The following is an 11977-nucleotide window of genomic DNA, read 5'->3' on the forward strand; positions in this document are numbered from 1 at the left end:
CGATGACCACTCGCGAGTGGCCTACGCCGAGATTCACGATGACGAAACCGCCGCCACCGCGGTGGCCGTCTTGCACCGGGCGGTCGCCTGGTTCGCTGAGCGCGAGGTCACCGTTGAAGCCGTGTTGTCAGACAACGGCGGCTGCTACCGCTCACATGCATGGCGCCACGCATGCCAGGACCTGGGCATCAAGCACCGCCGAACACGCCCCTACCGTCCGCAAACCAACGGCAAGATCGAACGCTTCCACCGCAGCATGGCTGCCGAATGGGCCTTCGCCCGCTTCTACCCAAACGAGCGCACCCGGCGATCAGCGCTTCCGGCCTGGTTGCATACCTACAATCACCACCGGCAACACTCAGCGATCGGGAAGGTCCCACCCATCACAAGGTTGACCAACCTGCCTGGGCAGTACAGCTAGCCGGCCTCGTCCTGCACCTGCTTGGGCGCAGGCGGGGCGGGCAGCACCGCGAACAGGTCCGCCTCCAGCGCCCTGCGCGCCCCGGGGTCCGCGGCGGCCAGCGTGACCCCGAATGCGTCGACCACCGACGATCCCAGCGTGGTGACCTTCGCCCAGGCGATGTCGGCGCCGGCGCGTTCGAACACGCCGGTCAGCAGGGCGAGCAGCCCGGCGCGGTCCGTCGCGCGGATTTCGGCCACGGCCTGACCGGGCGCCACGTCGTGCCACAGCACCCGCGGCGGGGCCGTCGGCGGGTTGATCGGCACGGCGGCCCTGACCTCGCCCGCTCGCCCCGTCGTGGTGCTTTCGGCGTCTTTCTTCTCCAGGGCGGCCATGACGTCGAGCTCGCCGCTGATCGCCAGGATCAGCTGCTGGCGCAGCAGCTCGGCCGCCGGTGGTGAACCGAAGCGGGGCGACACCACGAAGGTGTTGATCGCCGAGCCGTCGTGGCCGTTGACCGACGCCGAGTGCACCCGCAGCGAGTTCAGTGCGAGCACGCCGGCGGCCTTGGACAGCAGGCCCCGGCTGTCGGGGGCGATCATCGTGACGTCGAAGGTGTGCGCGGTGTCCGACGGCGTCAGCTCCACGTGCACCCGCGCTTGACCGGCCAGCGACAGGAATCTCGGATCGACGGGGTCGGGATGCGGCAGGGGTTCGCCGGCCATCACCAGGCGACAGCGCCTCACCAGCTCACCGAGCAGGGAGGCCTTCCAGTCACCCCACACACCGGGGCCGGTCGCCAACGAGTCCGCTTCGGCGAGCACGTGCAACAGCTCCAGCACCACGAGGTCGCCGTCGAGGGCTTCGACCACGGTGGCGATCGTCGCGGGATCCTGCAGGTCGCGACGAGTGGCGGTGTGCGGCAACAGCAGATGGTGGCGCACCACCTGGGAGAGCACCCTGATGTCGGAGGGCCACATGCCGAGCCGGCTGCCGATCTGGTGCGCCAGTTCCGCGCCGATGACGCTGTGGTCTCCGCCGCGACCCTTGCCGATGTCATGCACGAGCGCACCGAGCAGCAACAGGTCCGGCCGTGACACCCGCGTAGTGAATGCGCTTGCCCGGGACACTGTTTCGGTGAGATGGCGGTCCACTGTCCAGATGTGCACGACGTCGCGTGGGGGCAGGTCACGAACCGCGCCCCACTCCGGAAAGAGCCTGCCCCACAGACCGGTACGGTCGAGCGCCTCGATGGTGCCGACCGCCGAGGGGCCCGCGGCGAGCATCACCAGGAGGTCTTTGAGCGCCTGTCTGGGCCACGGGGTGCGCAATTCGGGCGCGGTCTCGACAAGTCTGCTCAGCGTGGAACCCGCGATCGGCAGGGCCGTGGTGGCCGACGCGGCGGCGACGCGCAGGATCAGCCCGGGGTCGCGTTCCGGCCGCGCATCGCGGGCCAGGATCACCTCCCCCGCGAACTCGACGACGCCTTCGTCGAGGGGCCGCCGGACCGGCCTGCGCAGCGCGGAGATTCCCCGGCGCGGCAGGGCGTTGGACGCCGTCCGGATCCCGGCGTCGACGTAGTAACTGACTGTCCGCGCCGCATCGGACAGCATGCGGGCCAGGTCGAACCTGTCGCCGATGCGCAGCGACGCCCCGATCTCGTCGGCGTGCTGGGCCAGCAGGAGTTCGCGGCCGCGACCGGCGACACGGTGCAGCTCGGTGCGGACGTTCAGCAGCGAAAGGTGGGCTTCGCCGAGGGTTTCGGTGGGCGAGGCCAGCGATCGACTCGGGTACACGTCGGCCAGCTGGGCGATCGCCAGCGCATTGAGGAGCTGAACGTCCCGCAGCCCGCCCCTGCCGCACTTGAGATCCGGCTCGGCGCGGTGGGCGATCTGGCCGCTGCGCTGCCACCGCGCCTTCGTGTGTTCGACCAGTTCGTCGAAACGTGGCGCGATTCCGGTGCGCCACTGCCGGCGCGCACCCCCGACGAGAAGGGCTGACAGGTCGGCATCGCCGGCGATGTGACGCGCCTCGAGCATCGCCAGCCCGGCCGAGATGTCCTCGCCGGCGACGCGCAGCGCCTCGGGCACGGTCCGGACGCTGTGGTCCAGACGAATGTTGGCATCCCACAACGGGTACCAGAGGAGCTCGGCGACCTCGCCCACCGCATCGGCAGGCATGTTGTCGTGCAACAGCATCAGGTCGAGGTCCGAGTAGGGCAGAAGCTCACCCCGGCCCAGACCGCCGGTGGCCACGATCGCGAAACCGCTCGTCGCGGTGATGCCGATCTCGGTTGCCTTTGTGGTGAGCCAGAAGTCGTGTAGATCCAGCAGCGCATCGCGCAGACCGGCCGAGTCGAGCTGGCGGGCACTCCCCGACAGGAGCTGTTCTGCGGCGGCGACGAGATCCTTTGCCGGACGGGACGAGACCGCCGCCGGACGCTCCCAACGGGACGCGCCGGCGGCGGGCTGCGACTTCGAATCCTTCACGAGATGTCCTCCCGGCACTTGACGATCCAGCACTCACACGGCGCAACTGCCGGGAGACGACTTCTCATTCGACGATGTGGATCAAAGGGCGTCGGCCCCGCGCTCGCCGGTACGCACCCGCACGACGGTCTCGACCGGGCTGACCCAGACCTTGCCGTCGCCGATCTTGCCTGTGCGCGCGGCCTGGACGATCACGTCCACCACCTTGTCGACGGCCGCGTCATCCACGACCACCTCGACACGCACCTTCGGGACGAAGTCCACCGAGTACTCGGCACCGCGGTAGACCTCGGTGTGCCCCTTCTGACGTCCGTATCCCTGGACCTCAGAGACGGTCATCCCGAGAATGCCCGTCTGTTCGAGACCGGTTTTGACATCCTCCAGCGTGAACGGCTTGACGATCGCAGTAATCAGCTTCATGTGTAGATGATCCCTTCCGAGGAAAGTGTCGCCGGTCAGGCGAGCTCGTAAGCCGTTTCGGCGTGTTCGGTCTCATCGATACCAGTGTCCTCATCCTCCTTGGACACCCGCCATCCCAAAGGCTTGACGATGAATGCGATGAGGGCGGCCATGACGCCGGTGAAGACGAGGGCCACGAGTGCGATCACGATCTGCACCACCAGCTGCTCGATGCCTCCGCCGTAGAACAGACCCGTCTCGGTGGCCAGGAAACCGATGCCGACCGTGCCCCACAGTCCGGCGACCAGGTGCACGCCGACGACGTCGAGGGAGTCGTCGTAGCCGAACTTGTACTTCAGCGAGATCGCCAGCGCCGAGAGCGCACCGGCCACCGCGCCGAGGATCAGCGAGCCGATCGCGCTCAGCGAGCCGCACGCCGGGGTGATCGCGACCAGGCCGGCGACGATGCCCGACGCGGCGCCGACGCTGGTGGCGTGCCCGTCGCGGAAGCGTTCCACCACGAGCCAGGCCAGCATCGCCGCAGCGGTGGCGGCCGTGGTGTTGACCCACACCGCACCGGCGAGCATGTCGGCCGCGCCCTCCGAGCCCACGTTGAAGCCGAACCAGCCGAACCACAGGATGGCGGCGCCCAGCATCACGAACGGGATGTTGTGCGGACGGTAGGGGGTTCTGCCGAATCCGGTGCGCTTGCCCAGCAGCAGCGCCAGCACCAGGGCTGCCATACCGGCGTTGATGTGCACGACCGTGCCGCCGGCGAAGTCGATCGGCGACACGTTGGCAGCGCCTTCGTCGTCGACGCCGAACAGCTTGGCGGCGATGCCGTCCTCCGCACCCGACAGCAGACCGCCACCCCAAACCATGTGCGACAGAGGGAAATACACCAGGGTGACCCAGATGCCGCCGAAGAGCAGCCAGGTGCCGAACTTCATCCGCTCGGCCACCGCGCCGCTGATCAGCGCGACGGTGATCACGGCGAACGTCAGCTGGAATGCCACCCAGACGATGGCGGGCACGGTTCCGAAACCGCCCGACACGAAGGTCTCCACGCCGTCGATCTCACGGACCTCGGTCAGCTGACTGACGCCGAAGAGCGAGAACGGGTTGTCGAACACACCGAAGAAGTCGCTCTCCCCCGTGTGCGCCGAGGCGAAGGACATCGAGTAGCCCCACAGCACGTAGATGACGCTGACGACACCTATCGAGCCGAACGACATCATCATCATGTTCAGGACGGACTTCTGACGGGACAGACCCCCGTAGAAGAAGGCCAGCCCCGGTGTCATGAACAACACCAGCGCGGCGGACGTGAGCACCCACGCCGTGTCCCCGGCGCTCAGGCCCTCGGGCCCGAACGGCAGGAACGCTTCGTCTGGCAAGGCTAAAACCACTTTGTGTGAACCTCCTTGGGATGACGGCCGACCAGGATCGGCCTCCCGAAGAGACTCTTTTGCCCGCGTTTCACCTGTGATGCTGTTGTGTTTCGCCCGCGTGAACGGACACGTCTATGCCGTTACGCTCATGTTTCACCAGGGGCGGACAGCAGAAATCACGCGGTCGGACAGCGAAATTCGGTGTCGAATTCGGTGTCAGCCCAGCAATGCGTCGACGAACGCGGCGGGCTCGAACGGGGCCAGATCGTCGGGGCCCTCACCGAGCCCGACCAGCTTCACGGGCACCCCGAGTTCCTGTTGCACGCGGAACACGATGCCGCCCTTGGCCGTCCCGTCGAGCTTGGTCAGGACCACCCCGGTGATGTTGACGACCTCGGCGAACACCCGGGCCTGCGGCAAGCTGTTCTGCCCGATGGTCGCGTCGAGAACCAGCAGTACCTCATCGACTTCGGCCCGCTTGCCGACGACCCGCTTGACCTTGCCCAGCTCGTCCATCAGGCCGGTCTTGGTGTGCAGCCGCCCGGCGGTGTCGACCACGACGACGTCGGCGCCCGACGCGATCCCGGTGTCGACGGCGTCGAAAGCCACCGAGGCGGGATCGGCGCCCTCGGGTCCGCGCACCACCTGGGCCCCGACGCGCGACGCCCACGACTGCAGCTGGTCGGCCGCGGCGGCCCGGAACGTGTCGGCCGCACCGAGGACGACCCGGCGTCCGTCGGCGACGAGGACGCGGGCGAGCTTGCCGACCGTGGTCGTCTTGCCCGTGCCGTTGACACCCACGACGAGGAGGACGGACGGCTTGTCGGCGTGCGGCAGGGCCCGGATCGACCGGTCGAGGTCAGGCTGGAGTTCGTCGATCAGCACCTCGCGCAGCACCGCACGGGCATCGGCTTCGGTGCGCACCCGGGCGCTGGCCATCTTGACCCGCAGCGAGCTCACCACCGACTCGGTGACCACCGGTCCGAGGTCGGCGATCAGCAGGGTGTCCTCCACCTCTTCCCACGAGTCCTCGTCCAGGTCGCCGCCACCGAGCAGCCCCAGCATGCTGCGGCCGAGGGTGTTCTGGGACTTCGACAGACGCCCGCGCAGCCGGTCGAGGCGCCCTTCGGCCGGTGCGATGGAGTCGAGGTCGGGCGCCGCGGGAGCGGCGTCGTCGACGACGGGGTCGGCAACCGTCGCGGGCTCAGGGGCAGCCGTGGGCGCCTGGGGCGCCTCGACGTCGGGAGCGGGCGCCGTGTCCTGGGGGGCAGGCGGTGCGACGGGCGCCTCGGGCTCGGTGGCGGGCGCGGCGGGGGGCGCGGTGTCGAGCTCGGTGGCGGGCTCGCGCTCCACCACCGGCGGCTCGGGCAGTCTGACGTCGGCGATGGGGCGTTTGGGCGCGTCCCGCGGGATGGTGGCATCATCACCGACAGCAGGCAAGCCGCTGGTGTCCAGCCGCTGCGGACGCTCGGGCGTCTTCGGTGGGGCCGCCGGGGCCCTGGGGGGTGCCGACTGGGTGAATGTGATGCTTGACGTGGCGGTATAGCCGCCCGAGCGATCGACAGGAGTGGCAGTGTCCGGAGCCTTGAGGCTGATCTGCCTGCGGCGGTACCGCACCAGCCCCACGACGAGTGCGACGACGAGCAGAACGGCGATGACCGCGATGGCGATCCAGAGACCTTCACTCACCGTGCCATTGTCTCAGGGGGCATAACCGGTGACGCCTGACCCCGGGGCTGTGCTGCGCCACCGCAAGCGGCGCCACATCGATGTGTGCCTGACCGAACCCGTCGACTACCAGACGCTCACCACCGGTTTCGAGCGCTACCGTCTCCCCTACAACGCGCTGACCCAGACCGACCTCGACAGCGTCGATCTCGGAACGGAGTTCTTCGGATCACCGCTGAAGGCCCCGGTGCTCATCGGCGCCATGACCGGCGGTGCGGAGCTCTCGGGCATCATCAACCGCAATCTGGCCGTTGCAGCCCAGCAACTCGGTATCGGAATGATGCTGGGCTCGCAGCGGGTCATGATCGACGACGCGGCCGCGGCAGCGAGCTTTGACGTCCGCGAGTCGGCGCCGGACGTGTTGTTGATCGGCAACATCGGTTTGGCGCAGTTGCAGTCGTCGATGGTGCCCGGGCTGGCCGCAGCGCTCGACCGGGTCGGCGCGAACGGGCTTGCGGTGCACACCAACCCGCTGCAGGAAGCGATGCAGCACAACGGCGACACCGACTTCTCCGGTTCGATGGCCCGGCTGCGGGACGTCGCCGGGACGATCGGTTACCCGGTGATGCTCAAGGAGGTCGGCCACGGCATCGGCGCGGCCGCGGCCGCCGAACTGCACGACTGTCCCATCGCCGCGGTGGACGTGGCCGGGGCGGGCGGCACGTCGTGGGCGCGCATCGAGCAGTTCGTCCGCTACGGGGAGGTGCGCTATCCCGCGCTCGCCGAGTGGGGCATCCCCACCGCGCAGGCGCTCACCGAGGTGCGGGGACTGCTGCCGGACGTCCCGCTCGTCGCCTCCGGGGGGATCCGCACCGGGATGGACGCCGCGAAGGCGCTGGCGATGGGGGCCGAGGTGGTGGCGATCGCCCGCCCTCTGCTCGCTCCGGCGGTGGAATCCGCTGCTGCCGTTGTGGATTGGCTGCAGCGGTTCATCGACGAGCTGCTGGTGTGCCTGCACGGGTGCGGTGCGGCGAATCTCACCGCGCTGCGCGAGCGCGGCGTGACCGCGGCCGGCTGACCCCGTCAGGAACTGGCGACCAGTTCCTGACCCCGCATCCGCTGGGAGATGACGGTGGTGATGCCGTCGCCGCGCATCGTGACGCCGTACAGTGCGTCGGCGACCTCCATCGTCGGCTTCTGGTGCGTGATCACGATGAGCTGTGACCGTTCGCGCAGTTGCTCGAACAGGCTGATCAACCGGCGCAGGTTGACGTCGTCGAGGGCCGCTTCGACCTCATCCATCACGTAGAACGGTGAAGGCCGCGCGCGGAAGATCGCGACGAGCATCGCGACGGCTGTCAGCGACTTCTCCCCGCCCGACAGCAGCGAGAGGCGCTTGATCTTCTTGCCGGGCGGGCGGGCCTCGACCTCGATCCCCGTGGTGAGCATGTCGCTGGGGTCGGTCAGCAGCAGCCGGCCCTCGCCGCCGGGGAACAGGGTCGAGAAAACCTGGGTGAACTCGCGTTCGACATCCATGTAGGCCTCGGTGAACACCTGCAGGATCCGGGTGTCCACATCGGCGATGACGTCGAGGAGGTCCTTGCGCGCAGCCTTGACGTCCTCGAGCTGGGTCGACAGGAAGTTGTAGCGCTCCTCCAGGGCCGCGAACTCCTCCAGGGCAAGGGGATTCACGCGGCCGAGCTCCTTGAGCTCCTTCTCGGCACGTTTGGCCCGGCGCTCCTGTGTGGGCCGGTCGTAGGGCATCGGCGCGGGTGCGGTGACCTGCTCGCCGCGCTCGCGCGCCTGCTCGTATTCGGCGACCTCCAGCTCCGAGGGCGGCAACGGCACCTCGGGACCGTATTCGGCGACCAGGTCGGCCACCGCCATACCGAACTGCTCGAGGACCTGCTGTTCGAGCTGCTCGATGCGCAGCGCCGCCTGCGCCTTGGCCACCTCGTCGCGGTGCAGCGCATCGGTGAGGGCGGTGATCCGCGCGGTGAGCTCGTTGACCTCTTCTCGGGCCTTGGTCAGGGCACCCGCGCGCACCTGGCGCTCGGCGGCGACCTCGTCGCGTACCTGCGACGCCACCGCCACCGCCTCACTGAGGCGTTGAGCCACCAGCCTTCCCGCTCCCGCGACGGCGGTCGCCACCGCCGCGGCGTGCACACGCGCCTCGCGGGCCCGCTGAGCGCGCGCCCGCGCCTCTCGCTCGGCGACCGCTGACCGGCGCAGCGAATCGGCGCGGCCACGAACGGCGTTCGCGCGCTCCTCCGCGGTCCGCAGAGCCAGCCGGGCTTCCACCTCCGCCGAACGTGCGGCCTCGACGGCGGCGGTCGATTCCGTGCGGTCGACCACCTCGACGTCGAACGTGGGTTCCTGCTGGGCATTGTGCAGTCGCAGTTCGAGTGCGGCGAGCTCCTCGACGGTGCGGTTGCGGCCCGCCTCGAGCTCGTCCCGCTGCGCGATCAGGCGCTGCCACTCGTCGTCGGCGGCGCGGGCGTCCTGGCCGAGACGACCCAGCTGCTCGTAGATCGAGGAGATGGCGGCGTCGGATTCGTTGAGGGCCGCCAGTGCGTGTTCGGCAGCGTCCTGGCGGGCGGATTGTTCGGCCAGTGCTCCCGAGAGCGCCGCCGACAGCTCGCCGGTCCGGCGTTCGGCGTCGACCAGCTCCGAGCGCGCCTGGTCCACGGCGGACTGGATCTCCAGCGTGCTGGGTTTGCGGTCGGATCCGCCGCTGACCCAGCCGGATCCGACGAGGTCGCCGTCGGCCGTCACGGCTCGCAGATGCGGTTGTGCAGCAACGAGTTCCAGCGCGGCGGCGAGATCGTCCACGACCGCGACGCCCGCCAGCATCGCCGATACCGCGCCCCGTACCCGCGGCGTGGGATCGACCAGATCGAGAGCCCACGACGCCCCGGCGGGCAACGAGCCCGTCACCTGAGGCTGAGCGGGCCAGTCCCCCAGCACGATCGCGGCCCTGCCGCCGTCGGACTCCTTCAGTGCAGCGACCGCCGCACGCGCGGCGTCGACGTCGTCGGCGGCGAGCGCGTCGGCCGCGGCGCCCAGCACCGCCGCGACAGCCGACTCGTGTCCGGGCCGCACCTTGACCAGGTTCGCGATGGAACCGAAAAGCCCTGTCCCGCCGTGATTCTCCTGCAGCCAGGCTGCGCCGTCCTTGCGGTCCAGACCCACCGACAGCGCATCGATCCGGGCCTGCAGCGACGCCACCTGGCGCTCGGCGGCGCGCTCGGCGGCCTGCAGTTCGGACACCCGTTCATCGGCCAGGCGCAGCGCTGCGACCGAGCGGTCGTGGTGTTCGTCGAGACCGACCTCGCCCTCGTCGAGCTCGGCGACGCGCCCCTGCACGGTTTCGAACTCGGCCTGGGTCTGCTGGGCGCGGGCGGCCGCCTCGTCGATGGTCGCGGTGAGCCGCGCGACCGTCTCGTCGACGGATTCGACCCGGGTGCGCATGGTGTCGACCTGGCCGGACAGCCGGGCAAGTCCTTCGCGGCGATCGGCCTCGGCGCGCGCTGCGGCCATGTGGGCACGCTCTGCCTCGGCAGCCACCTGTTCGCGCTCGGACAGTTCGGCACGTGCGGATTCCAGTCTGGCCTGGGATTCGGCCAGTTCGTCGAGCAATTGCCGCTCCTGCTCGGCGACGGCGTCGGCTTGGGCTTCGAGCTCGTCGGGGTCGGGTCCGACCGAGAAGTCGGGTTCGGCGTCGAGGTGCTGGGCGCGCTCGCTGGCGATGCGCACCGTGGCCCCCACGCGTTCGGCCAGGGCCGACAGCCGGAACCAGCGCTGCTGGGCGGCGTCGGCGCGCTCGCTGAGATCCTCGACCGCGCTTTCGTGCGCGTCCAGTTCCAGCGCCCGAGCCTCCAGGCGCTCGCTGAGGTCCTCGTGTTCGCGGCGCAGCGTGGTCTCGGCTTGGTTGGTGTCGTCGAACTCGGCCTTGCGGGAGACGAGGTCGTCGGCGGCCAGCCGCAGGCGGGAGTCACGCAGGTCGGCCTGGATGGTCTGCGCGCGGCGGGCCATCTCGGCCTGGCGGCCCAGCGGCTTGAGCTGACGGCGCAGCTCGGTGGTCAGATCGGTGAGCCTCGCGAGGTTGGCCGCCATCGAGTCCAGCTTGCGGACGGCCTTTTCCTTGCGCTTGCGGTGTTTCAGAACACCCGCGGCCTCCTCGATGAAGGCGCGCCGGTCCTCCGGACGCGATTCGAGGATCTCCGACAGCTTGCCCTGCCCGACGATCACGTGCATCTCCCGGCCGATGCCGGAGTCGCTCAGCAGCTCCTGCACATCCGCCAAACGGCAACGGCTGCCGTTGATCTCGTACTCCCCCGCGCCGTCGCGGAACATGCGCCGGGTGATCGACACCTCGGAGTACTCGATGGGCAGCGCGTTGTCGGAGTTGTCGATGGTCAGGGTCACCTCGGCGCGACCGAGCGGCGCACGCGACGACGTGCCGGCGAAGATGACGTCTTCCATCTTGCCGCCGCGCAGGGTCTTGGCGCCCTGCTCGCCCATCACCCAGGTGAGCGCGTCGACGACATTGGACTTACCCGAACCGTTGGGACCGACCACGCAGGTGATCCCCGGCTCGAAGCGCAGAGTCGTCGGCGAAGCGAAGGACTTGAAGCCCTTCAGCGTCAGACTCTTCAGATGCATGACGCGTTACCCTACCGCCGCGGAGGTCAGCGCTCGGTGAACCCCGTGAACGCGTCGGCGGCTTCCGACCAGTCGTGAATCACGTTGTCGACCTGCCCCGGCGTGTTTCCGCTCGTGAGCAGCTCCAGCAGGCGTTCGCAGGCGTCGCGGGGGCCCTGCGCGACGACGTGGACCCGGCCGTCGGGCTTGTTCGCCGCGTAGCCCGTCAGGCCGAGCTCGAGGGCCCGCGACCGCGTCCACCAGCGGAAACCCACGCCCTGCACCTGGCCGTGCACCCAGGCCACCAGCCGAGTATCAGTTTCCCCCAACATCTTTCACCTCAAATGTCACTTCCGCCCCAGCCTTTAACGTGCGCCCCACCGTGCACACCTGGTCGATGGCACGTTCGACGACGGTGAGCAGCCGGGCCTTGTCGTCGGCCGACAACGCCGAGAGGTCTGCTTCCAGCACCTCCGCGAGCAGCGGGTAGCGCTCCTGCTCGCGGTCGGCGAGTCCGGACACCCGGATCGTGGTCTCGTAGTCGTCTCCCAGCCGTCGGCGCAGTGGCTGGTCGCTGGACAGCCCGCTGCACGCCGCCAGCGCGATCTTCATCAGCTCGCCCGGCGTGAAGACGCCCTCGACGTCCTCCGAGCCGATCAGCACTTCGGCGCCGCGCGTGCTGCGCCCCGTATAGCGACGCACCCCGGTGCGCTCAACCCACAGTTCGGTCACGCCCTATTTCTACAACCTCCGCCGAACTGAGATTCCCGGTCGTGATCAAGGCGCCCACAACAGCCTGGAACCTCAGTTCGGCGACAACCGCGTGGGCACCTCCGCCGAACTGAGATTCCCGGTCGTGATCAAGCCGCCCACAACAGCCCGGAACCTCAGTTCGGCGACAACCGCGTGGGCACCTCCGCCGAACTGAGATTCCCGGTCGTGATCAAGGCGCCCACAACAGCCCGGAACCTCAGTTCGGCGACAAC

Annotated in this window: 9 protein-coding genes; 2 read left to right on the top strand and 7 right to left on the bottom strand. The window is 69.2% G+C overall.

All coding sequences use genetic code 11. From position 1 onward, the window contains the following. The coding region (locus FHR72_RS14490) for an integrase core domain-containing protein (RefSeq protein ID WP_183469161.1) at window positions 1-421 on the top strand (421 nt) is incomplete at its 5' end. Here FHR72_RS14490 and FHR72_RS14495 read toward each other — a convergent pair. The 4 genes from FHR72_RS14495 to ftsY form a co-directional block, all read right to left on the bottom strand. After that, window positions 418-2889 carry a [protein-PII] uridylyltransferase gene (locus FHR72_RS14495; protein ID WP_183469163.1) on the bottom strand — a complete coding sequence of 824 codons (2472 nt, stop codon included), beginning with the start codon at window positions 2887-2889 and terminating at the stop codon, window positions 418-420. The two genes, FHR72_RS14490 and FHR72_RS14495, sit on opposite strands and share 4 nt — an antisense overlap. An 81-nt stretch (window positions 2890-2970) precedes the next feature. After that, window positions 2971-3309, bottom strand: a complete 339-nt coding sequence (locus tag FHR72_RS14500; protein WP_011779408.1) for a P-II family nitrogen regulator — start codon at window positions 3307-3309, stop codon at window positions 2971-2973. Between the two features lie 35 nt (window positions 3310-3344). Beyond that, the gene (locus FHR72_RS14505) at window positions 3345-4697 is read right to left on the bottom strand and encodes an ammonium transporter (protein WP_183469165.1); all 1353 of its coding nucleotides are present in this window, start codon (window positions 4695-4697) and stop codon (window positions 3345-3347) included. Between the two features lie 198 nt (window positions 4698-4895). Continuing rightward, a complete protein-coding gene (gene ftsY / locus FHR72_RS14510; protein ID WP_183469167.1) occupies window positions 4896-6368 on the bottom strand; it encodes a signal recognition particle-docking protein FtsY in 1473 nt (490 codons plus the stop codon). Between the two features lie 28 nt (window positions 6369-6396). Here ftsY and fni point away from each other — a divergent pair, with 28 nt between their 5' ends. Then, window positions 6397-7425, top strand: a complete 1029-nt coding sequence (gene fni, locus FHR72_RS14515) for a type 2 isopentenyl-diphosphate Delta-isomerase (RefSeq protein WP_183469169.1) — start codon at window positions 6397-6399, stop codon at window positions 7423-7425. A 5-nt stretch (window positions 7426-7430) separates the two neighbouring features. Here the strand turns inward: fni and smc are convergent, their stop codons facing one another. From smc to FHR72_RS14530, 3 genes are read right to left on the bottom strand one after another with little or no spacing between them, the layout of a single operon-like run. Next, window positions 7431-11012 (bottom strand): chromosome segregation protein SMC, encoded by a 3582-nt coding sequence (gene smc / locus FHR72_RS14520; RefSeq protein ID WP_183469171.1) that lies wholly within the window; start codon window positions 11010-11012, stop codon window positions 7431-7433. A gap of 26 nt (window positions 11013-11038) precedes the next feature. After that, on the bottom strand, window positions 11039-11323 hold the full coding sequence (locus tag FHR72_RS14525) for an acylphosphatase (protein WP_183469173.1): 285 nt from the start codon (window positions 11321-11323) through the stop codon (window positions 11039-11041). After that, entirely contained in the window at window positions 11307-11723 is a 417-nt protein-coding gene (locus FHR72_RS14530) for an OsmC family protein (RefSeq protein WP_183469175.1), read from the bottom strand. Before FHR72_RS14530 ends, FHR72_RS14525 begins: the two co-directional genes overlap by 17 nt. Between the last annotated feature and the right edge of the window lie 254 nt (window positions 11724-11977).

This window comes from Mycolicibacterium iranicum (assembly GCF_014190915.1).
In the GTDB taxonomy this organism is placed as follows: domain Bacteria; phylum Actinomycetota; class Actinomycetes; order Mycobacteriales; family Mycobacteriaceae; genus Mycobacterium; species Mycobacterium iranicum_B.